This window comes from Marinobacter sp. KM021 (assembly GCF_050707965.1).
GTDB lineage: Bacteria > Pseudomonadota > Gammaproteobacteria > Pseudomonadales > Oleiphilaceae > Marinobacter > Marinobacter shengliensis.
Map to the genome: position 1 here is coordinate 4,492,306 of NZ_CP136129.1, position 21,588 is coordinate 4,513,893.

Sequence of the window (21,588 nt, forward strand, 5' to 3'; positions counted from 1 at the left end):
TTACATCTCCTCTGGCGCACTAACGCCCAGCAAATCCAGGCCGTTGGCAATCACCTGGCGCACGGCCAGATAAAGGCTGACACGGGCATCCCGCAGGGCGGTGTCTTCAATCAACACCTTGTGGGCGTTGTAATAGGTGTGGAACTGGCCGGCCAGCTCACGCAGGTAATGGGTGAGGTGGTGCGGCTCCCGCTGGGCGGCGGAGTTGGCAATCAGCTCCGGATACTTGGCCAGCTGATTGGCCAGTTCTTTCTCTTCGTCCAGGGTTAACAGGCTCAGGTCGCCAACACATTCGTTCATGCCCCGTTGTACACCCTCGGCTGCGAGCTTACGCAGCACGCTGCAAATACGGGCATGGGCATACTGGATGTAATACACCGGGTTTTCATTGGTCTGGGAGCGGGCCAGGTCGATATCGAAGGTCAACTGGGAATCCACGCGGCGCGCCGCCAGGAAGAAACGGGTAGCATCGCGGCCCACTTCGTCGATCAGGTCCCGAACGGTAACGTAGCTGCCGGCACGCTTGGAGATTTTTACCTCCTGGCCGGAGCGGGTCACCATCACCATCTGGTGCAGAACGTAGTCCGGCCAGCCCTGGGGGATGTCGGCTTTCAGTGCCTGCAGGCCGGCGCGAACGCGGGTCACGGTGGAGTGATGGTCCGCGCCCTGTTCGTTGATCACGGTGGTAAAACCGCGCTGCCATTTATCCAGGTGGTAGGCCACATCCGGCAGGAAGTAAGTGTAGCCACCGTCTTTCTTGCGCATCACGCGGTCTTTGTCGTCGCCGAACTCGGTGGTTTTCAGCCACATGGCGCCGTCTTGCTCATAGGTGTAGCCGTTGGCTTTCAGGCGCTCAACGGTGGCTTCCACTTTGCCATCTTCGTAAAGGGACGATTCCAGGAAATACACATCGAACTGAACGCCAAAGGCTTTCAGGTCCAGGTCCTGTTCCCGGCGCAGGTAAGCCACGGCGAATTCGCGGATGGCGTCCTGGTCGTCCGGGTCGGCCTTGGCGGTTACTTCCCGGTCGTCGGCAATTACGGTTTCGCCGGCCATATAGGCGTTGGCCACGTCGACAATGTAGTCGCCCCGGTAGCCGTCTTCCGGCCAGTTTTCGTCTTCTGGCGTCAGGCCTTTAACGCGGGACTGAACTGACAGGGCCAGGTTGTTGATCTGGGCACCGGCGTCGTTGTAGTAGAACTCACGGGTAACATCGTAACCGTTGGCTTCCAGCAGGCGGCACAGGCAGTCGCCAATAGCGGCACCGCGGCCATGGCCCACGTGCAGGGGGCCGGTGGGGTTGGCAGACACAAACTCCACCTGAACCTTCTCGCCCTGGCCGGTGTTGTTACGGCCAAACTGTTCCGCTTCATCCAGAATGCTGTTCACAATGCCGAACGCGCTGGCGGTGCTCATGAAAAAGTTAATAAAGCCCGGCCCGGCAATCTCTACCTTCTCCACGGCCGCGCTTTCCGGCAACGCTGCCACCAGTGCCTCGGCCAGCTTTCGCGGCGGGCAGCCAGCCGCCTTGGCGGCCATCAGGGCAATGTTGCAGGCGTAGTCGCCATGGGACTTGTCCTTGGTGTTGCCCACCTGAGGGGTAAAGGCCTGGTCAGCCGGCAGGGTGCCTTCGGATTGCAGGGCGGCCAGTGCAGACTGGAGAAGCTCGGATACGGTCTCTTTCATGCGTCAGATGACTCGGTTTTCAGGAGAATGGTTACAGGGCAGGGCGCCCGTTGAAATCAGAAGAGGCGTATTATCGCGGAAAGTTTGGGTGTAAGCAAAAAGCCAGCCTGCGTGAATTGATCAGCCGGTTTCCTGGGGATCTACATCAACCACCCATCGGGTGCTGGAAGGCAATCTGGTTTGGTCCAGATATTGACAGAGCTGTGTCAGCACGCGGTTGAGGTGGCCTCGGCTGTCGCTGCACAGGATCAGTTGGGCCCGGTGACGGTCGGCTTTGCGGGCGATGACCGCCGGTAGCGGGCCCCAGATTTCGATGCCGGGGCTTTGCGCCATGGGTTTCAGGGTGTCCAGAAGTTGCAGGCTGTTCTGCATGGTGTCGGCTTCTGCGCGCACAATCGCCATGGGGCGGAAGGGTGGCAAGGCGCCGGTTTTGCGTTCCGCCAGAAGCTGGTCGGCGATGGCGGCATAATTGCCTTTGCACAATGCGGAGAGCAGCGGGTGGTCGCTGTGGCAGGTCTGGATCAGCACTTTTCCCGGTTTGTCCCCCCGGCCGGCGCGTCCACTAACTTGTAGCAGAGTCTGGATCATCTGTTCCGGCGCCCGGAAATCAACACTGAACAGGCCGCCGTCGGCGTTTACCACGCATACCAGGGTGACGTTGGGGAAGTCGTGGCCCTTGGCCAGCATCTGGGTGCCGACAAGAATGCAGGGTTCACCGGTGTTTACCCGTTTCAGGATGGCCTGGATGCTGCCTTTGCGCTGGGTGCTGTCACGGTCTACCCGAACGATGGGGGTGTCAGGAAATTGCTCGGCGAGAGTGTCCTCGGTGCGTTCGGTGCCCTGGCCAACCGGTTTGTAGTTCTCGCTATGACATTTTGGGCAGGTGTGGCTGGCCGCCATCTGGAAGTCACAGTGGTGGCAGCGCATGGCGTGGTCGCGGCGGTGGTAGGTCAGTCGGGTGTCGCAGCGTGGGCATTCTTCCAGGTGGCCGCAATCAAAGCACATCATTACCGGGGCAAATCCCCGTCTGTTGACGAAGACCAGTGCCTGCTCGCCCCGGCCGAGTGTTTCTTTGATCGAATTCAGGGTCGGGCGGGACAACCCTGCTTCAAGTGGCCGGCTTCGGATGTCCAGTAATTCAAGCTGGGGTGGCTTTGCGTTGCCGGCCCTTTCCTCCAGTCGAACCAGTTGGTACTTGCCCTGTTGCGCGTTGTGCCAGGATTCCAGGGAGGGCGTGGCCGAGCCGAGAATTACCGGGCACTGGTTCAGGTGGGCGCGGTAGACGGCAACGTCCCGCCCGGAATACCGGAAACCTTCGCCCTGTTTGTAGGAGCTGTCGTGCTCTTCATCGACGATGATGGTGCGAAGATGGTTAAAAGGAAGTAGCACTGCCGAGCGGGTGCCGATCAGGATCACCGGTTCGCCATTGCGGATTTTCAGCCAGGTGCTAAGGCGCTCACCATCGTTCAGGGCGGAGTGCCATACCTGAATACGGTCGCCGAAGTATCGGCGGAAGCGAGCGAGCGTTTGTGGTGTCAGGTTGATCTCGGGCACCAGTACCAGTGCCTGCTCGTTCGCGTTGAGGTGCGTTTTTAAATAATGAAGGTAAAGTTCGGTTTTACCGCTACCGGTTATTCCATAGAGCAGGGTGGCAGAGAATTCGTGTGTGTGCTCCGGCATCTGAGCTGACGCTGCCTGTTGGGCGGCCGACAGTGTCGGGGCCGGTAGGTCCTTGGTGGCCGGCGCAGTTATGGCTTTGGCGCCCTCGGTGATCAACTCTTTTTGTTGCAGGTTACGAATCTGGGCCCGGCTGAAGCCGGATTTCACCAGCGCGCTGGAGCTAATGCCAGGTGATTCCTTGATGGCATTGAACAGGGCGACCTGCCGATGCGCGTTGGCTGGTAAGACAGCCTCTGTTACCGTCGGGTGCCAGCTTTCATCCGCTTTCTCCTGAGCGGGGCGACCTCTTCGCAAGGCTGGGGGGAGAGCAGTGAACAGGCATTCCCCCAATGGATGCTGGTAATAATCGCTGGCCCAGGTCAGCAGTTTGAAGGTGTTCTCTGGCAGGGTTGGCCAGGCTTCCAGTGTGCCTTTGATGGCCTTCAAGGTAACGCCAGGTGGGGGCTCAACGCCGATCTCTACTACCAGGCCAGTCAAAGTCTGGCGCCCGAAAGGCACGGTAACCCGCTGGCCAGGTGCGAGCGCCAGGCTGTCGGGAATCAGGTAGTCAAACAGTCGCCGCAGGGGGCGGTTCAGGGCGATGCGGGCGATGGCTGGCCGTGTCACGGTATCTGCGTATCCTGATGGCGGGCCGTTTGGCGCCGGGCGTTGTGTTCTGGAGTCTTTCGAGGAGTCAAGATACTTGCCTGTGGCCGGGTTTGTCAGTAAGATTCGCAGTCTGTTTATGGCCGGGCATGATTGTGCACGGTCTTTCCAATTGATTCAAACATGCGGTGCCTGGCATGTAGGCCGTTTCTCGGCGGGTGATCAGGTAGCGGCATGACCGACAGAGGTTCGCCATGAAAGAAGGTATTCACCCGAAGTACGAAGACATTACCGCCACCTGTTCTTGCGGTAACGTGATCAAGACCCGTTCCACCGTGGGTAACGATCTGCAGCTGGACGTATGCTCCCAGTGCCACCCGTTCTACACCGGTAAGCAGAAGGTTATGGACACCGGCGGTCGTATCGATCGGTTCCAGAAGCGTTTCGGTAGCCGTATCGGTGGCAAGAAAGCCTGATCTGCACCGAAATGTTGCAAAAAAAGCGCCTGAGGGCGCTTTTTTTGTCTCCGGACGTCGGTTTTTTCGATGACTTATACGCAAAATGCACTATTGACAGGTCATAAAATATTCGGTTTTGGCTTGTCGTTTCGGGGCGGTCGCGCCATAATGTCGCGCTCCGTTGGGCGAGCCCCGGCGGTTATTACCTTTAAACGTGACAAACGGAACAGTGGCAATGTCTCAAGATCTGAAAGAAGCAGCCCTTGAATATCACGCCAAACCGCGGCCGGGTAAGCTGAGTGTTGAAATCACCAAGCCAACCCAGACTTCCCGCGACCTTTCCCTGGCGTACAGCCCCGGGGTTGCCGAACCGGTCCGCGAGATCGCGAAGGACCCCGAGAACGCATACAAGTACACGGCCAAGGGCAACCTGGTAGCTGTGATTTCTGACGGTACTGCGATCCTGGGTCTGGGTAATCTCGGCCCCCTGGCAAGCAAGCCGGTAATGGAAGGCAAGGGCGTACTGTTCAAGCGCTTTGCTGGTATTGACGTGTTCGATATCGAAGTCAATTCCGAAAGCCCGCAAGCGTTTATTGAAACTGTAGAGCGTATCGCAGATACCTTCGGTGGTATCAACCTCGAAGACATCAAAGCACCGGAGTGCTTCGAGATTGAGCGTGCGCTGATTGAAAAGTGCAACGTGCCCATCTTCCATGATGACCAGCACGGTACTGCCATCGTGACTGCAGCTGGCATGATCAATGCCCTTGAGCTGCAGGGTAAGAAAATTGAAGAGGCAAAGGTGGTTTGTCTGGGCGCCGGTGCGGCTGCCATTGCCTGCATGAAGTTGTTGATCAGCTGCGGTATTCGCTCTGAAAACATTTTCATGCTCGACCGCAAGGGTGTGATCCACTCTGGTCGTGACGATCTGAACCAGTACAAAGCGATGTTCGCCAACGAAACCGACAAGCGCACACTGGATGACGCCATTGACGGTGCTGACGTGTTCCTGGGTCTTTCTGGTCCGGACTTGCTTAGCGCTGAGCAGCTGGCGAAGATGGCTCCGAACCCGATCGTATTCGCGTGCTCCAACCCGGATCCGGAAATCAGTCCGGAAGTGGCTCTGGCTACCCGCGATGATCTGATCATGGCAACCGGCCGTTCGGACTATCCGAACCAGGTGAACAACGTTCTGGGCTTCCCGTTCATTTTCCGTGGCGCGCTGGACGTTCGTGCAACCGCCATCAACGAGGAAATGAAAGTGGCAGCGGTTCATGCTATTCGTGAACTGGCTAAAGAGCCCGTGCCCCAGGAAATCTGCGCCGCTTACGGTGTCGACAGCCTGGAGTTCGGTAAGGAATACATTATTCCCAAGCCGATGGACGTTCGTCTGCTTGACGTAGTGCCTGCTGCGGTTGCCCGTGCTGCCGTAGACTCTGGTGTGGCGCGCAATCCTTACCCGGCGCACTACCCGCTGAAGTCCATGGACGACATCATCTGATCTGGATGTAGTTGTTGGGCCTCAAAAAAAACCGGCGGAGATCCCGCCGGTTTTTTTTGTGTCTGCCCATTGCTGGGCTCGGCTGCGTCGGATCAGAAAATCTGTCCGGGCAGGCTGTCAGAGTCGTTGGCGCCAGACCCGTTGCCGTTGGTGTCCTGTGATAGCGGCGCTGGGGCGTCTTCCTCTTTGAAGATTTCAAAGGTGCCATCCTCTCCAGGGCGTGCCCGTTCGCCGGTTCTGGGGTTGATGCGAATGCTCACAATCCCGTTGGGCCTTGCCATGGTTGATTCCGGTGCGCCTTGCATGGCGGTTTTCATGTAGTCAACCCAGATTGGCAGAGCTGTGCTTGCGCCAAATTCCCGACGGCCGAGGGGGGCTGGCTGGTCGAAGCCCACCCATACGGTTGTTGCCACGTCGTGATTGAAGCCGGCAAACCAGGTGTCTTTCTGTTCGTTTGTGGTGCCGGTTTTACCGGCCAGGTCTTTGCGGTTCAGTGCCAGTGCGCGGCGACCAGTGCCGCGACGGACCACGTCCTGAAGAATCGTGTGCATGATATAAACCGAGCGTTCGTCGGCCAGGCGTTTCATCACGCGTTTTTCCGCAGACTGCTGAGCGCTTGCCGGCAACAGAATGCCATCCGTTTCCGGTGTGTCGCTGTTGCTCTCTGTGAGTGGGCCTTCACTGGCGTTATCTGTCAGTTGCTGTTCGCAGTCGCTGTCGCAAAGTACGGTTTCAGGTGCCTCGTAGACAACGGTGCCATCCGGTTCCTGGATGGTTTTAATCAGATACGGTTCCACGTCATAGCCGCCGTTGGCGATAACGGCGAAGCCGCGCGCCAGCTCCATTGGCGTGAGCTGGCCTGCCCCCAGGGAGAGAGACAAGTTGGCTGGCATGTTGGCGGTCGGGATCTTCAATTGATCCAGATAGTTCAGTGTTTGGCGAATGCCCAGATCTCTCAGCAGCCGGATTGAAACCAGGTTGCGCGAGCGATAGAGGCCTTCCCTGAGTGTCGTTGGGCCATAAAACTGGCCCGATGAATTCTGGGGGCGCCAGGCGCCTTCGAGTTCTGAGTCTTCGAAAACGATGGGGGCGTCATTATAGATGGTGGCGGGTGTTCTGCCGCTCTCCAGTGCCGAGAGATACAGGAATGGCTTGAATGTGGACCCCGGTTGGCGGTTCGCCTGGGTTGCCCGGTTGTATTTACTCTGGCTGAAGCTGTAGCCGCCGGCAAGGGCCTCAATGGCGCCGGTTTTCGCCGACAGGGAAATCACTGCGCCTTCCACTCTTGGGGCCTGAGAGAGCGCAACCTGCAGTTCAAGCCGAGGCTCGTTGCCGTCGGTTTCAGGGGTTTGCTCCTGAATTTGCGGCAGTTGCGTTACCTTCACATAGACCACGTCGCCGACATTAACGACATCGGATGGCTTCTCCGGGGCTGGTCCTGTCAGGTTCTCTGTGCGGTATCGCTTAGCCCAGGTCATGGTTTCGAAGTCCATTTTTCCCGGGCCGAGGTGGCGGGTGTGAACCCTTGCTGCGCCCTCATCATCGTTGACTGAGGTGATCACTGCAGGGATGAGGCCTTCTACCCTCGGGTAGTTGAGTAGCTGATTGGACAGCTCTGCTGTAGACATACCGGCAACGTCAAACTGGCCGATGGGGCCACGGAAGCCGTGACGCCGATCGTAGTTTTCAAGGCCGGTGCGAAGGGCTTCCGTTGCCGCCTGTTGTTTGGTTCCATCGACGGTGAGTGTCACGCTGTAGCCGTCGTTGTAGGCGGCTTCACCAAAGCGACGCACCATCTCGGTTCGAGCCATTTCGGCGACGTAATCCGCATCTACCTCTGCCTCACGCATATTATAGGTGGCGGTGAGGGGGGCATTGGTTGCTTCGGACCAGGCTTCCTGTGTGATGTAGCCGAGATCCCGCATTCTTCCAAGAATCCAGTTACGACGTATCATTGCTCGCTCAGGGTTCGCCAGAGGGTTGTAGGCAGAGGGCGCCTTTGGCAGTCCAGCCAGCATGGCCATCTGGGCAAGGGTGAGCTCGTTGACGGGTTTGTCGTAATAGACCTGGGCGGCGGCGGCGATACCGTATGCGCGATTGCCCAGGTAGATCTTATTCAGGTACAGCTCCAGGATCTTGTCTTTATCAAGTTCACGTTCGATCTGAAGAGCCAGAAGTATCTCGTTGAACTTACGAATAAAGGTGCGGTCGCGTGACAAAAAGTAATTTTTTGCAACCTGCATGGTGATCGTACTGCCGCCGGACTGGATGCTGCCGGTGGACACCAGTTCGATGGCAGCCCGCGTCAACCCTTTGATGTCGACTCCGAAATGGTCGTGGAAACGGGCGTCTTCCGCGGCCAGAAAGGCTTGTAACTGAATTGTAGGGATCTGTTCGATTGTGATCGGTGCCCTTCTCTTTTCGCCGAATTCTGCTATTAATCTGTTGTCTGCACTGTATACCCGAAGCGGCGTCTGAAGTTTTACGTCCAGCAGCTGGTGAACAGGAGGCAGGCCGGGCCGAAGGTATAAATAGAAGGCCGAGGCGATAATAATGGCGACACTCAGGCCGGTGAGCAGGAACCAGGCGAAAACACGAGATGTGCGCAGCAAATGAGACATTTTTTTCTGACAACAGTTGGATATAGGTCTATTATTTGAGAAATTGCTTTAGGAAGGTTGAGTTGCTTCCCTGAATGCAAGATCTCTTGAATAACAAAGAGCCTGCATTGTAGACGGAAAACTTGAAGAATTCTCTTACATAAAAAACACATAAAGCGTCTCTGTCATGATTGCCGTATGAGGGATTGGTTCAGAGGCGCCTTAGCCGGGTGCATTAAACCAGGTATAGGGTGAGCGCGTGTTCGGATTGCTAGGAAAAAAATCCAGTGCGGTGCTGGGTGTGGATATCAGCTCCAGCTCGGTCAAACTTCTGGAACTGTCAAGGCATGGCGACCGTTACAAGGTTGAAAGCTATGCGGTTGAGCCGTTACCGGCCAACGCAGTTGTCGAGAAAAACATCACTGATGTAGAAGCGGTGGGTGAGGTGCTCAAGCGAGTGGCCTCTAAATCCCGTACCAGCGTCAAGCAGGTTGCCGTGGCTGTGTCCGGTTCTGCGGTTATCACCAAGGTCATCCAGATGGATGGCGGCCTCAACGAATTCGAGATGGAAGACCAGATCGCCCTTGAGGCTGATCAGTACATCCCGTATCCGTTGGATGAGGTAGCCATCGATTTTGAGGTGCAGGGCCCGTCTGAGACGAATCCGGACCAGGTCGACGTGCTGCTGGCTGCGTGCAGAAAAGAGAACGTGGATATCCGTGAGGACGCTCTCGAGATTGCCGGCCTGACCACCAAGATTGTCGATGTCGAGGCCTATGCACTGGAAAGGGCGTACAAACTGATCGAGCCCCAGTTGGAGTCCCAGGGCGAAGAGCTGGTGGTTGCCATCGTCGATATCGGCGCAACCATGACCACGCTGAGTGTGCTGGCTGAGGGTAAGACAGTTTATACCCGAGAGCAGATTTTCGGGGGCAAGCAGCTTACCGAGGAAATTCAGCGCCGCTACGGCTTATCACTTGAAGAAGCCGGTCTCGCGAAGAAACAGGGCGGGCTTCCGGACGACTATGAGCCGGAGGTCCTTACCCCCTTCCGTGAAGCGGTTGTGCAGCAAGTTGCACGCGCCCTCCAGTTCTTCTTTGGTGCCAGCCAGTACAACGCCGTTGATTACGTCGTTCTTGCAGGCGGTACGGCATCCATTCAGGGCCTGACCGAGATGGTGGAGGAGAAGACCGGTACGCCAACCCTGGTTGCGAATCCATTCGCCGACATGGCCGTGGGTTCCAGGGTGAATGCATCAGCCCTGAGCAATGATGCTCCATCGTTGATGATTGCCTGCGGCCTGGCAATGAGGAGTTTCGACTGATGGCAAAGATTAACCTCAGACCATGGCGTGAGGAACTGCGAGCAGAGAAGCAGAAGCAGTTTGTGGTCATGATACTTGGCACAGCCATTGTCGCTGCCGGCCTGGCGTTTCTCTGGAAATCCGATCTTGACAGCCGGATTGCCTATCAGCAGTCCAGGAATGCCTATATCGAAACTGCTACAAAACAGCTTGATCAGCAGATTAAGGAAATCGAGAACCTCAAGCGCCAGCGCGATGAGCTGCTGGCGAGAATGCAGGTGATCCAGGATCTGCAGGGTACTCGCCCGGTCATCGTTCGGGTATTTGATGAGCTGGTACGTACCTTGCCGGACGGCCTCTTCTACACCGATCTTAAGCGGACGGGAGAACGCATAGAGATCGTGGGTATGGCAGAGTCGAACAGCCGCATTTCCGATTTGATGCGCCAGTTTGAAGACTCGGACTGGTTCACCAACCCCAATCTCACCAATGTGGCTGCAGCCGACGCTCGTCGTGCAGGTTACAGCCAGTTCAACCTGTCTGTTCAGCAGCAGACACCAGAGCCCGAAGGGGAGGATAATTAATGAGCCTCGCGGACTCACTCAAGAGCTTGAACGAATTTGATATCAACGACCTCGATATCAATAATGCCGGTATCTGGCCTGCACCGATAAAAGCCATTGTTGCTCTGATTATCTTTGGCCTGATTCTTGGCGGCGGATACTGGTTCTTTATCAAAGATCAGTATGCTCAGTTGGAAAGGGCCGAGCGCACCGAGCAGGAACTCAAGCAGCAATATGAGCGTAAGGCCTATCAGGTGGCCAACCTTGATGTGTTCAAGGCCCAAATGGCTGAGATGGAAGAGACGTTTGGCGCGCTGGTGCGCCAGTTGCCCAGCGAGACTGAGGTGCCAGGCCTGCTGGAAGACATCACCAATACCGCATTGGGTAGTGGTCTGTCTCTGCAACAAGTAGCGCTACAGCCTGAACAGCGGCGGGATTTCTACTCGGAGCTGCCGATCAATATCCGGGTATCCGGTTCGTATCACGAGCTGGCGACGTTTGTTAGTAGTGTGGCAAGTCTGCCGCGGATTGTGACGCTGCACGATTTAACCATAAAACCAATTGGCGGTGATGGCGAACAGCTTGATATGCAAGTTGTTGCGCGTACCTACCGCTACCGGGCTGGAGAGTGAGCATGACAGGAAAGCATGCGGGAAAAGCCTGGCTGGGTGTGTGTCTGGCGTCTTTGCTGACGGCTTGTTCCCAGGGCAACGGTTTCTCGGATCTGGACAAGTTCATGGCCGATACCCGGGCCAAGCCCCGGGGGCACGTAGAGCCCCTGCCAGAGTTCAAGGCTTATGAGGCGTTCAGTTATTCAGCAGCCGATCGTCGTGCCCCCTTTGAGCCGCCTGTTGACGTTCAGTTGACCATGGTGGACGACGAACCGGTCAGTGACGTCGAGCCAGATCTGGACCGGCCGAGAGAAGTGCTTGAGAACTTTGATCTTAAGTCGCTGACCATGGTCGGCACGCTGCAGGGTGTCGACGGCGGCCTGTTTGCGCTTATCCGGGATGGTAACAACGGCATTCACCGGGTACGAAACGGAAATTATATGGGGCAGAACTACGGTCGGATTGTCGGCATCAGTGAAACCCGCATTGAATTGATTGAAATCGTTCCAAATGGCCGGGGTGGCTGGGTCGAGCGCCCACGTTCCCTGTCTTTGGATGAAGGATAAGGCCGGGAGCGATAAAGGATGAACGAAAAAAACATGCACGAACAAAATGGTTTAAGGTCGAGGCTAGCGATGTTCAAAAAACTCAATGTCTGCGTGGGCGTGATCGCCATCGGGTTATGGACCAGCCTGGCCAGCGCGGTCACGCTGGAAGACGTGTCGTTTTCGTCGCTGCCGGGAGAGCGCCTGGAAGTGACCATGAAATTCGACGGACCGCCGCCAGAGCCAACCGGTTACACGATTGAGCGCCCGGCGCGCATCGCTGTGGACCTCAAGGACACCACCAGTGGGCTTAACCAGCGGAGTATTCCGCTTGGGTCCGGCAATGCGCAAAGCGTGACCGTGGTGGAAACCAAAGATCGCACTCGGCTGATCTTCAATCTGGTGGAATTGACTCCCCACGAGACAGTTCGTCAAAACAATTCGCTGGTCATGACTATTGGCGGCGCCAGTGGAGCTACGGCCACTGCGGCAGCTTCCCAGCAGCGCCAGTCAGGATCGACGGCCGCTGCCTCCTCCAATGCCCTTGCAGGCGTGGACTTCCGCCGGAGCAAGGAAGGCGAGGGGCGCGTCATCGTTGATCTTGGAAGTGCCTCTGCGGCGGTGAATCTGTCTGAGCAGGCTGGTCGCATCCGGCTGACCATGCCGGGGCTGGATGTCCCTTCAGATCTTCGTCGTCGTCTTGATGTTACAGACTTTGCCACTCCTGTTACCCGGATCGATACTTTCGTTGAGGACGGCAATGCGGTGGTTGAGATTCGCCCTGAAGGCAATTATGACTATATCGCCTATCAGTCAGGTCGTGAATTTACGGTTAGTGTCGAGCAACTCACTGAAGAAGAGGCGGAGACCCGTCGCGAAGAGAAGTTCCCATACACCGGCGACAAGCTCTCACTTAACTTCCAGGACATTGAAGTCCGCTCGGTGCTCCAGTTGATTGCCGACTTTACCGGACTGAATCTGGTGGCCAGTGACACAGTGGGCGGTAGCATTACCCTGCGCCTGCAGAATGTGCCTTGGGATCAGGCGCTTGACCTTATTCTGAAGACCAAGGGGCTGGACAAGCGTCAAATTGGCAACGTTCTGCTGGTGGCTCCGGCAGAGGAAATCGCCGCCCGCGAAAAGCTTGAGCTCGAGACCAGCAAGCAAATCGCCGAACTGGCGCCGGTGCGCCTGGATATTATTCAGGTGAACTACGCGAAAGCGGCAGATATTGTGGCGCTGATTCGTGCGGATGAAGAGTTGATATCCTCTCGTGGCTTTGTCTCTTCAGACGTCCGCACCAACACGATTAGCGTTCGTGAGACGCAGCAGAAGCTGGAAGAGATTCGTCGACTTGTAAGCACTTGGGATGTGCCAGTCCGTCAAGTATCCATTGAGGCCCGTATTGTTCGTGCCCAGACCAATATTGCAGAGGATCTTGGTGTACGCTGGGGCGCTGAAGGACGTGGAGGTGTGAATGGTGGTGACAACAACCTCGTCGTTGGAGGTTCGAGAGGTGGGCTCCCTTCGATCACTAATCCTTCTCTAAGTCTGCCTTCCGACCTAAATGTTGATTTGGGTGTAAGTCGTGCAGGTAGTTCTTCAATTGCCTTCGGCTACATAGGAACTGATTTCCTGATCGATCTTGAGCTTACTGCATTCGAAAGTGATGGCCGAGCAGAAGTAGTCTCTCAGCCAAGGGTCGTGACAGCTGACCGTCAGACTGCCTCAATCAAGTCTGGTGAGGAAATCCCATACCAGGAAGCTACTTCCAGCGGTGCGACTAATATTGAGTTTAAAGAAGCGGTACTGTCATTGGAGGTAACTCCTCAAATTACCCCAGATGACAAGATTATTATGGATCTCCAGGTCAACCAAGACTCCAGAGGTGAGGTTACGGAGGGGATCCCTTCCATCAACACCAACTCGGTCACTACGCAGGTTCTCGTTGCTAACGGCGAAACAGTTGTATTGGGCGGTATCTTCCAGTCGGAAGTGGCAACACAAACCACCAAGACGCCGTTCCTAGGGGATATTCCCTACCTCGGTCGCCTGTTCAAGCGCACGGAGCACATTGACGAGCGCAGCGAGTTGCTGATCTTCATCACACCCAAGATCATCAAAAACGATCTGATTCAGTAATCGCTCCGCACATAAAAAGCCGCCGCTAACCCCGGCGGCTTTTTTCTTTGTATCGGCCTCCGGCTTATGGAATGTCTTGCCCTGTGCTATTCTCACGCGCTTGAACCCTGTTGAGCGGAAATTATGTCTTTGCCCGAACGTGTTGTCCTGGTCGGCCCGATGGGAGCCGGAAAAAGTACGATTGGCCGTATGCTCGCCAAAGAGCTGGGCTATCGTTTTCTTGATTCAGACCGGATAATCGAAGAGCGTTGCGGAGCCAATATTCCCTGGATATTCGATGTCGAGGGAGAAGACGGATTCCGGCAGCGCGAAACCGCTATGCTGGATGAGCTTTCACAAGTGCAGGGAACGGTATTGGCGACCGGAGGTGGTGCGGTCATGCGCCCGGAAAACCACGCATTATTGCGGAAAAATGCCGTGGTGATCTATCTCAAAACGTCGATCGAGCAGCAGGTAGAGCGCACTCGAAAAGACCGAAATCGCCCCTTACTTCAGAACGATGACCCCGAGGGTGTGTTGAGACGGCTGTTCGCAGTCCGGGATCCGCTATACACCAAGCTCGCTGATATCGTGATGTTCACCGATCGAAAGAGTCCACGATTGGTGGTGCGCCAGCTGGTAAATCGAATCAATCCGAAAACCCCAAGACATAAACGGCAGAGACGGAAAGAAGGTCGTCAACATGTACCAGGTACTCAAAGAGCTTAAAGTAGAGCTGGGTGACCGCAGCTATCCCATCGTTATTGGTCAGGGGTTGCTGGGGGGCTATGATCTGACACCCTGGGTCTCCGGCAGTCAGGTGATGATTGTCACCAACGAGACGGTTGCACCTTTATACCTTGAGCGTGCAAAGGCTTGCTTCCCCGGAAAATCGGTTGATGTGGTCACGCTACCGGATGGCGAGAAGTTCAAAGATTGGCAGACCCTTAACCTGATATTCGATCGGCTGCTGGAGTGCCGGCACTCCAGGAAAACAACGCTTGCTGCCCTGGGCGGTGGCGTTGTCGGCGATATGGCAGGGTTTGCAGCGGCCTGTTATCAGCGGGGCGTGCCGTTTATCCAGATGCCCACGACTCTGCTTTCGCAGGTAGATTCATCCGTTGGTGGTAAAACCGGAATCAATCATCCTTTGGGCAAAAACATGGTTGGCGCATTCCATCAGCCCAACATTGTCCTGATTGATACCGATTCCCTGACCACGCTTCCTCCCAGGGAAGTGTCGGCTGGGCTTGCGGAGGTTATCAAGTACGGCCTGATTCGCGATGTACCCTTTCTGGAGTGGCTGGAAATCAACATCGATGCGTTGGTCAGGCTGGAGCCCGAAGCAATAGGAGAGGCCATTTTTCGTTCCTGCCAATGCAAGGCAGACGTTGTGGCCGCCGATGAGAGGGAAGGGGGGTTGAGGGCCATCCTGAATCTTGGTCATACCTTTGGCCATGCGATCGAAACCTACGCGGGTTATGGCAACTGGCTCCATGGCGAGGCGGTTGGAACCGGGATGATGATGGCATCTGACTTGTCTTTGAGAGAGGGTATGATCAGTGCGGCGGATCATCAGAGAGCGGTAGAGTTGATTCGCCGGGCGGGATTGCCTGACCGGGCCCCGAAAGGCATGACGCCCGATGATTTCATGTCCCTGATGGCCGTTGATAAGAAGAATGTGGATGGCAACCTCCGGTTGGTATTGATGCGAGCCTTGGGGGATGCCTTTGTAACCGCTGATACCCAGCCGGATAACCTCAGGAAGACCTTGTTGGAATTTATCGATTAATCATCGAATCACGCGGTGATTGAGCAACGGGCAGGGATGAGTTGTGACCCAGGATAACCTGAATGCGATAGACAGTGGTGGATTGTTTCCCCGCCTCCAGCAACGCTACGGCTTGCGGGATAATCCGCTGGAGATGGAGACGCCTTTCTTCCCGGACGCCATGCGCCACCATGCACTGGAGTCATTGCGTCACCTCTGCGGTTTCGGGGATATGGCGCTGCTGGTAACGGGAGCGCCAGGTGCTGGCAAAACGCGGATACTCACGGAGTTGGTTCGCAGTGAATCAGCCCGGCTCGATTTTCATCGTATCCCCACGGCAGCTTTGACGAGCGCCCAGGCACTGGCCAGGGATCTCCGGAAAATCGCCCGTTCAGGTGTACCTGCGGATTCGGAGCCTCGGGAGCTGGTTTACCAGTTTTTCCGGTGGTCCCAGGCGCGTGCTCAACGTGGGCAGCGGCTGGTGTTGATTCTGGATGATGCCGATCGGGTAGCTCCGGAGTTATTGAATCTTTTACTCTCCGGATTTCTTGCGGCTGACCGGTCGCTGGCCGCTGCTTTGGTATTCTCTGGTGCCGAAGGGTTGCAGGATCAGTTCCGGGCGGAAGATCTTGCCGTTCACATCCACCACATCAGTCTTCCCCCGTTAAGTCGAAACGAGATTTTCGCCTTCCTTGAGCCCCGGGTTCACCGCGCTGGTGGCCGAAAGGAAGAGTTGCTTTCTTCATCACGGCTAAAGCAGCTTCATGCTTTGAGTCAGGGCAGTTTCGGCCGACTGAAACGCGTTGCACCGGGTATCTGGCTCGACATGGTTGCACCACAGAGCCGCGCTGCAGCCCGTAGCTGGCCTCCCCTTGCTTCACTGCGTTGGCCCGCCTTGGCACTGGTGATATTACTGGTGTCATGGTGGTTCGTGGCACGACAATACGATGAATCGGTCGCTGGCTCAGGTGGATTGGAGACTCCGAAAGAAACTGTTCGAAGGAGTATTACCATAGGGCCCGAAGCGGCGCGAGACGCGGGTGAAGCACTTCCCGCTGATGCACTACGTCCGCCAGAGTTACCGCGCCAGCAGGAACCGGAAAACCTGGCGTTGACAGACGTCAGTGCAGCGGCCGAAACTGAGCCAGAGCCAGAGCCAGAGCCAGAGCCAGCGTTCACTCCTGCAAGACCGAAGAACTTTGTGCCGTTGGCGCAGTTGCAACAACGTGAAGGCTGGACTCTCCAGCTTGTCGCTGGTCATCAGGAGCGCACAATTCTGAATGTTCTTGATCGCCAGCCAGACAACCCCAATTTGAGCTATACCCTCGGAGAGCGTCAGGGTCAGCCCTGGTTTATGTTGGTATATGGTGAGTATCCAGGTCGAGAATCCGCCCGGGAAGCTTCTGGACGGTTGCCCTCTGCTTTGGGAATTGCAGAACCCTGGGTGCGATCCTTCGAAAGTTACTAGGTGCACCGTTACGGTGCATTTTTGTCCTGTTCTAGCGGTAAAACAGCGAAAAAAATTGTATACGTAGTTTCACGTGTGTAAAATCGCTTCCCCCTTTTTTTCGGTGTCAGTACGTTTTGCGCACTAATTTGGTGCGCTTCGGGCTGGCGAGAAAGCATTTACACGCGAGAGAACGCTTATGACAACAGGCTTGTATCATCCCGATGAGTTCAGGGACAACTGTGGTTTTGGCCTGATTGCCCACATGAAGGGCGAGGCGAGCCATAAGCTGTTGCAAACGGCCATCGAGTCATTGACTTGCATGACCCACCGTGGAGGCATCGCAGCCGATGGCAAAACCGGTGATGGTTGTGGGCTTCTTATTCAAAGTCCCAAGGCCTTCCTCTACAAAGCTGCTCAGGCGGCGTTCGGGAAAAAACCTGGAGACTTATTTGCAGTCGGCCAGGTTTTTTTAGCCCGGGACGAAAGCCAGGCAGCATCCGGTCGCGCTGCGGTTGAGAAAAATCTCGTCGATCAGGGGCTGGAAATCATGGGCTGGCGAGAAGTGCCCGTGGACGACAGTTGCCTGGGGCCGATGGCCCTGGATTGTCTGCCCAGGATTGAGCAGGTTTTTGTTGAGCCGGGCGGAAAAACCGAGCAGGAGTTTGCCGTTGCGCTGTTTGTTGGTCGCCGCCATGCTGAGCGGGAGATGGCGGAAGACTCTGAGTTTTACATCTGCAGCTTGTCGCATCGCACCCTGGCCTACAAAGGCCTGATGATGCCGGCGGATCTCGCCAACTTTTATAAGGATCTGGGTGATCCGGATCTGCAAACCGCCATCTGTGTGTTCCACCAGCGGTTTTCCACCAACACCATGCCCAAATGGCCGTTGGCCCAGCCGTTCCGGTTCCTGGCTCATAACGGTGAGATCAACACCATCGACGGCAACCGTAACTGGGCGATCGCCCGTGCGGCCAAGTTCAGTTCACCGAACCTGCCAGACCTGCAAACCCTGCAGCCGCTGGTTAACCTGACCGGCTCGGATTCATCCAGCATGGATAACATGCTGGAGATATTGCTGGCTGGTGGTGTTGACCTGTTCCGTGCCGTTCGGATGATGATCCCACCGGCCTGGCAGAATGTAGACACCATGGATTCCCAGTTGCGGGCGTTCTATGAATACAACTCCATGCACATGGAGCCTTGGGACGGCCCTGCAGGCCTGGTTATGTCTGATGGTCGTTACGCTCTGTGTATGCTAGACCGTAACGGCTTGCGCCCGGCTCGCTGGGTCATCACCAAGGACGACTTTATTACCCTGGCATCAGAAGTGGGCACCTACGGCTACACGCCGGATGATGTGGTTGCCAAGGGCCGTGTGGGCCCGGGCCAGATGCTGGCGATTGATACCGAGTCTGGTGAGGTGCTGCACACTGCAGACATCGACCAGCGCCTGAAAACCGCGCAGCCCTACAAGCGTTGGTTGAAAGACAACGCCCTGCGGGTGGAAACCACGCTGAACCAGGCCACCCCTGAGTTCAAACTGATGGAGCCGGACGAACTGCTGGTTCATCAGAAGATGTTCAATATCTCCTTTGAAGAGCGCGACCAGGTGTTGCGCCCGCTGGCTGAAAGCGCGCAAGAAGCTGTGGGCTCCATGGGTGACGATACGCCGATGGCGGTGCTGTCCAGCAAGGTGCGGCATGTGGCGGATTATTTCCGCCAGAAGTTTGCCCAGGTCACCAACCCGCCTATCGACCCGCTGCGCGAAACCATCGTGATGTCGCTGGAAACCTGCTTGGGTGCGGAGCAAAACGTCTTTGAGGAGACCCCTGAACACGCCAACCGGATTATTCTGACAACCCCGGTGTTGTCGCCGGCCAAGTTCCTCAAGCTCAGCAATAACGATCGCCCGGGCTTTGAAGTGGCCAGAATTGCCATGAGCTACCGACCGGAGGAGGGCCTTCACGAAGCGGTTCGCCGGATGTGCGATGAGGCTGAAAAGTCGGTCCGCGACGGTAAGGTACTGCTGATTCTGAGCGACAAAGACCTGGTGGAAGGCGAGTTGCCTGTGAACGCCATGATGGTGACCGGTGCTGTGCACCACCACCTGGTGGAGCGGGGCCTGCGCTGCGATTCCAACATCATTGTGGAAACTGGCTGGGCCCGGGATCCCCATCACTTCGCCGTACTGTTCGGCTTTGGTGCCACTGCGGTTTATCCGTACCTGGCCTACCAGGTGCTTAACGATCTGATTCGCACCGGCGAATTGCTGATGGATCCGATTGAAGCCAAGAACAACTACCGTAAAGGCATCAACAAGGGCCTGTTGAAGATCCTGTCGAAAATGGGAATCTCCACCATCACCTCCTATCGCGGTGCTCAGCTGTTTGAAGCCATCGGTCTGGCCGATAAGGTTGTGGATCTGTGCTTCAAGGGGGTGCCCAGCCGTATTCAGGGCGCGGACTTCTTTGACTTCCAGCAGGATCAGGAACAGCTAGCAGCCGTGGCCTGGAAACCCCGCAAGCCCCTTTCCCAGGGTGGTTTGCTCAAGTACGTTCACGGCCAGGAGTACCATGCGTTCAACCCGGATGTGGTTGCCAAGCTCCAGGATGCCGTGATCAGTGGCGATTACGGCCACTATCAGGAATACGCCGGCCTGGTGAACGAGCGCCCGGTGGCTACCCTGCGTGACTTGCTGGTATTCAAGAAGGATATCAAGCCGATTGATCTCTCCGAGGTTGAGCCTGTAGAGAATATTTTCCCTCGGTTTGATTCCGCGGCGATGTCCCTGGGTGCTTTGTCTCCGGAGGCCCATGAAGCGCTCGCGGTGGCCATGAACACCCTGGGTGGCCGTTCTAACTCTGGTGAGGGTGGTGAAGACCCTGCCCGCCATGGCACCAATCGCCGTTCGAAGATCAAGCAGGTTGCCTCTGGCCGATTCGGTGTAACCGCAGAATACCTGCGAAGCGCCGATGTCATGCAGATTAAAGTCGCCCAGGGTGCCAAGCCCGGTGAGGGTGGCCAGTTGCCTGGTGGCAAGGTGAATGATCTGATCGCTCGCCTGCGTTATTCCGTGCCGGGTGTGACCCTGATTTCGCCACCACCGCACCACGATATCTATTCTATCGAGGATCTGGCGCAGCTGATTTTCGATCTGAAGCAGGTGAACCCGGAAGCTCTGGTATCGGTGAAACTGGTGTCTGAGCCTGGTGTAGGGACCATCGCCGCCGGTGTGGCAAAGGCCTATGCCGACCTGATTACCGTATCCGGTTACGATGGCGGTACCGCGGCCAGCCCGTTGACGTCGATTCGCTACGCCGGCTCGCCGTGGGAGCTGGGCCTGACCGAAACCCAGCAGGCCCTGAGGGCAAATGACCTGCGGGGCAAGATTCGCCTGCAGACTGATGGTGGTATCAAGACTGGGTTGGATGTTGTTAAAGCAGCCATTCTGGGCGCTGAAAGCTTCGGCTTCGGCACTACGCCGATGGTGGCCCTGGGTTGTAAATACCTGCGGATCTGTCACCTGAACAACTGTGCCACCGGTGTTGCTACCCAGAACGATTACCTGCGGGAAGAGCACTTCAAGGGCACCGTTGAGATGGCCATGAACTTCTTCCGTTTTGTCGCGGAAGAAACTCGCGAGTGGATGGCCAAACTGGGTGTTCGCAGTCTTGAGGAATTGGTTGGCCGTGTCGATCTGCTTGAGCGCCTGCCGGGCAATACCGAGCGCCAGAAAAAGCTGGATCTGACCCGTCTGCTGCAGAATGATCACATCCCGGCGGACAAGCCCCAGACTTGTCAGGTTGAGCGTAACCATCCGTTCGACGAAGGCCGCCTGGCGGAGCAGATGGTGAAAGACACCGCTGCAGCTATCGCCGAGAAGTCCGGCGGCGCCTGGAGCTACAAGGTTACCAACTGCGATCGCTCCATTGGTGCGCGGCTGTCTGGCGAAATTGCAGCGCAGTACGGTAACCAGGGAATGGTGGATGCGCCGATCACCCTGGATCTTACCGGGACCGCAGGCCAGAGCTTTGGTGTGTGGAACGTGGGTGGTCTGAACCTGATTCTTGAAGGCGATGCCAACGACTACGCGGGCAAGGGCATGACTGGCGGCAAGCTGGTTGTTAAACCGCCCCGCGGCAGCGACTTCAAAACCCAGGAAACATCCATCGTGGGTAATACCTGCCTGTACGGCGCGACAGGGGGCAAGCTGTTTGCCGCTGGCACAGCCGGTGAACGCTTTGCGGTTCGTAACTCTGGTGCCCATGCGGTGGTAGAAGGGGCCGGGGACCACTGTTGTGAATACATGACCGGCGGCCTGGTGACCGTACTGGGGTCCACCGGCTACAACTTCGGAGCCGGCATGACCGGCGGCTTCGCCTATGTACTGGACCTGGATAACACCTTCGTGGACAAGTACAACCACGAACTGGTTGAGATCCAGCGCATTTCGCGGGAAGACATGGAAGCCTACCGGAATCACCTGCGTGGTGTGATTCGGGAGCATATTTCCGAAACCGGAAGCGCCTGGGCGGAGCACCTACTTGAAGATTTCGACGATTACATCGGCCGCTTCTGGCTGGTGAAGCCAAAGGCTGCGAACCTGCGCAGCCTGCTGGCCAGCACCCGTGCCCGCCCGGAATAAGGCTGGGCAACGCAAAGGTTGATGGGCTGCGCCAACGGGCGCAGCCCCCGTCGAAATTGAGCTGATGAG

General features: G+C 56.6%; 14 protein-coding genes. 11 read left to right on the forward strand and 3 right to left on the reverse strand.

Going from position 1 to position 21,588, the window contains the following annotated elements:
* On the reverse strand, positions 1 to 1,686 hold the full coding sequence (argS, locus tag RVM24_RS21020) for an arginine--tRNA ligase (protein ID WP_431474701.1): 1,686 nt from the start codon (positions 1,684 to 1,686) through the stop codon (positions 1 to 3).
* A gap of 120 nt (positions 1,687 to 1,806) precedes the next feature.
* Positions 1,807 to 3,972 carry a primosomal protein N' gene (locus tag RVM24_RS21025; protein WP_431474702.1) on the reverse strand — a complete coding sequence of 722 codons (2,166 nt, stop codon included), beginning with the start codon at positions 3,970 to 3,972 and terminating at the stop codon, positions 1,807 to 1,809.
* A 233-nt stretch (positions 3,973 to 4,205) separates the two neighbouring features.
* Here RVM24_RS21025 and rpmE point away from each other — a divergent pair, with 233 nt between their 5' ends.
* Together rpmE and RVM24_RS21035 are read left to right on the forward strand one after the other, a co-directional pair.
* On the forward strand, positions 4,206 to 4,427 hold the full coding sequence (gene rpmE / locus RVM24_RS21030; RefSeq protein ID WP_058090079.1) for a 50S ribosomal protein L31: 222 nt from the start codon (positions 4,206 to 4,208) through the stop codon (positions 4,425 to 4,427).
* Positions 4,428 to 4,644: 217 nt separating this feature from the next.
* Positions 4,645 to 5,910 carry a malic enzyme-like NAD(P)-binding protein gene (locus tag RVM24_RS21035; RefSeq protein WP_061332389.1) on the forward strand — a complete coding sequence of 422 codons (1,266 nt, stop codon included), beginning with the start codon at positions 4,645 to 4,647 and terminating at the stop codon, positions 5,908 to 5,910.
* Positions 5,911 to 6,002: 92 nt separating this feature from the next.
* On the opposite strand, the gene RVM24_RS21040 is transcribed toward RVM24_RS21035, so the two are convergent.
* Positions 6,003 to 8,531 carry a penicillin-binding protein 1A gene (locus tag RVM24_RS21040; protein WP_374787275.1) on the reverse strand — a complete coding sequence of 843 codons (2,529 nt, stop codon included), beginning with the start codon at positions 8,529 to 8,531 and terminating at the stop codon, positions 6,003 to 6,005.
* Between the two features lie 238 nt (positions 8,532 to 8,769).
* Between RVM24_RS21040 and RVM24_RS21045 the strand changes: the two genes are divergently transcribed.
* The 9 genes from RVM24_RS21045 to gltB all read left to right on the forward strand — a co-directional run bounded on the left by RVM24_RS21045 (position 8,770) and on the right by gltB (position 21,519).
* Positions 8,770 to 9,834, forward strand: coding sequence for a pilus assembly protein PilM (locus RVM24_RS21045; RefSeq protein ID WP_431474703.1), 1,065 nt, complete (start codon positions 8,770 to 8,772; stop codon positions 9,832 to 9,834).
* A complete protein-coding gene (locus RVM24_RS21050) occupies positions 9,834 to 10,397 on the forward strand; it encodes a PilN domain-containing protein (RefSeq protein ID WP_431474704.1) in 564 nt (187 codons plus the stop codon). The genes RVM24_RS21045 and RVM24_RS21050 overlap by 1 nt, the downstream gene beginning before the upstream one ends.
* Positions 10,397 to 11,008, forward strand: coding sequence for a type 4a pilus biogenesis protein PilO (locus RVM24_RS21055; RefSeq protein ID WP_431474705.1), 612 nt, complete (start codon positions 10,397 to 10,399; stop codon positions 11,006 to 11,008). The genes RVM24_RS21050 and RVM24_RS21055 overlap by 1 nt, the downstream gene beginning before the upstream one ends.
* 2 nt (positions 11,009 to 11,010) lie before the next feature.
* Positions 11,011 to 11,553 (forward strand): pilus assembly protein PilP, encoded by a 543-nt coding sequence (locus tag RVM24_RS21060; protein ID WP_058090085.1) that lies wholly within the window; start codon positions 11,011 to 11,013, stop codon positions 11,551 to 11,553.
* 18 nt (positions 11,554 to 11,571) lie between these two features.
* On the forward strand, positions 11,572 to 13,674 hold the full coding sequence (pilQ, locus tag RVM24_RS21065) for a type IV pilus secretin PilQ (RefSeq protein WP_374787272.1): 2,103 nt from the start codon (positions 11,572 to 11,574) through the stop codon (positions 13,672 to 13,674).
* Positions 13,675 to 13,797: 123 nt separating this feature from the next.
* Positions 13,798 to 14,382 (forward strand): shikimate kinase AroK, encoded by a 585-nt coding sequence (gene aroK / locus RVM24_RS21070; RefSeq protein WP_374787609.1) that lies wholly within the window; start codon positions 13,798 to 13,800, stop codon positions 14,380 to 14,382.
* Positions 14,357 to 15,445 (forward strand): 3-dehydroquinate synthase, encoded by a 1,089-nt coding sequence (gene aroB / locus RVM24_RS21075; RefSeq protein WP_374787610.1) that lies wholly within the window; start codon positions 14,357 to 14,359, stop codon positions 15,443 to 15,445. Before aroK ends, aroB begins: the two co-directional genes overlap by 26 nt.
* Positions 15,446 to 15,488: 43 nt before the next feature.
* Entirely contained in the window at positions 15,489 to 16,892 is a 1,404-nt protein-coding gene (locus tag RVM24_RS21080; RefSeq protein WP_431474706.1) for an AAA family ATPase, read from the forward strand.
* Between the two features lie 178 nt (positions 16,893 to 17,070).
* Positions 17,071 to 21,519 (forward strand): glutamate synthase large subunit, encoded by a 4,449-nt coding sequence (gene gltB / locus RVM24_RS21085; RefSeq protein WP_431474707.1) that lies wholly within the window; start codon positions 17,071 to 17,073, stop codon positions 21,517 to 21,519.
* The last annotated feature ends 69 nt before the right edge of the window (positions 21,520 to 21,588 follow it).

Bases quoted from the DNA above. Each gene is read 5' to 3' on its own strand.
- RVM24_RS21060 (WP_058090085.1), top strand. From the start codon at position 11,011: ATGACAGGAAAGCATGCGGGAAAAGCCTGGCTGGGTGTGTGTCTGGCG.
- pilQ (WP_374787272.1), top strand. From the start codon at position 11,572: ATGAACGAAAAAAACATGCACGAACAAAATGGTTTAAGGTCGAGGCTA.
- argS (WP_431474701.1), bottom strand. From the start codon at position 1,686: ATGAAAGAGACCGTATCCGAGCTTCTCCAGTCTGCACTGGCCGCCCTG.
- RVM24_RS21040 (WP_374787275.1), bottom strand. From the start codon at position 8,531: ATGTCTCATTTGCTGCGCACATCTCGTGTTTTCGCCTGGTTCCTGCTC.
- rpmE (WP_058090079.1), top strand. From the start codon at position 4,206: ATGAAAGAAGGTATTCACCCGAAGTACGAAGACATTACCGCCACCTGT.
- aroB (WP_374787610.1), top strand. From the start codon at position 14,357: ATGTACCAGGTACTCAAAGAGCTTAAAGTAGAGCTGGGTGACCGCAGC.
- aroK (WP_374787609.1), top strand. From the start codon at position 13,798: ATGTCTTTGCCCGAACGTGTTGTCCTGGTCGGCCCGATGGGAGCCGGA.
- RVM24_RS21055 (WP_431474705.1), top strand. From the start codon at position 10,397: ATGAGCCTCGCGGACTCACTCAAGAGCTTGAACGAATTTGATATCAAC.
- gltB (WP_431474707.1), top strand. From the start codon at position 17,071: ATGACAACAGGCTTGTATCATCCCGATGAGTTCAGGGACAACTGTGGT.
- RVM24_RS21035 (WP_061332389.1), top strand. From the start codon at position 4,645: ATGTCTCAAGATCTGAAAGAAGCAGCCCTTGAATATCACGCCAAACCG.
- RVM24_RS21050 (WP_431474704.1), top strand. From the start codon at position 9,834: ATGGCAAAGATTAACCTCAGACCATGGCGTGAGGAACTGCGAGCAGAG.